This window comes from Pseudoalteromonas sp. S1612 (assembly GCF_005887175.1).
In the GTDB taxonomy this organism is placed as follows: Bacteria; Pseudomonadota; Gammaproteobacteria; order Enterobacterales; family Alteromonadaceae; genus Pseudoalteromonas; species Pseudoalteromonas undina.
The window spans coordinates 1-378 of sequence record NZ_PNDH01000095.1 but is presented as its reverse complement, the minus strand read 5'-3'; the positions used below and the strand labels follow the sequence as shown (position 1 = coordinate 378).

Below are 378 nucleotides of genomic sequence, written 5' to 3'. Positions count from 1 at the left end.
GACATTACCAGGCTCCAAATTTAGTCGAAAGACTTTAAATTTAAAAAAATTAATAATAAGAAAATTGAAAAGAATTTTCTTGGTGACAATAGCGTTTTGGACCCACCTGACTCCATGCCGAACTCAGTAGTGAAACGAAACAGCGCCGATGATAGTGTAGCATTTGTTATGTGAAAGTAGGACATTACCAGGATCCAATTAAAGAAACCCGTTACAGCAATGTAACGGGTTTTTTGCTATCTGGGGTTTAGTAAATAGCCAAGAACCCATGCCAAACTCAGTAGTCAAACAAAACAGCTCGAAGGCGAGCCCCGCACAAGGCCGCCCCGATACAATGATAGTGTGGCATTTGTTATGTGACTTTATACCGCTGTGGGA

1 rRNA gene is annotated in these 378 nt (G+C 41.0%); it reads left to right on the top strand.

Annotation, left to right across the window (positions count from 1 at the left end):
• Nucleotides 1-78: 78 nt before the first annotated feature.
• Nucleotides 79-193: ribosomal RNA gene (rrf, locus tag CWB78_RS18250) — 5S ribosomal RNA — on the top strand.
• The last annotated feature ends 185 nt before the right edge of the window (nt 194-378 follow it).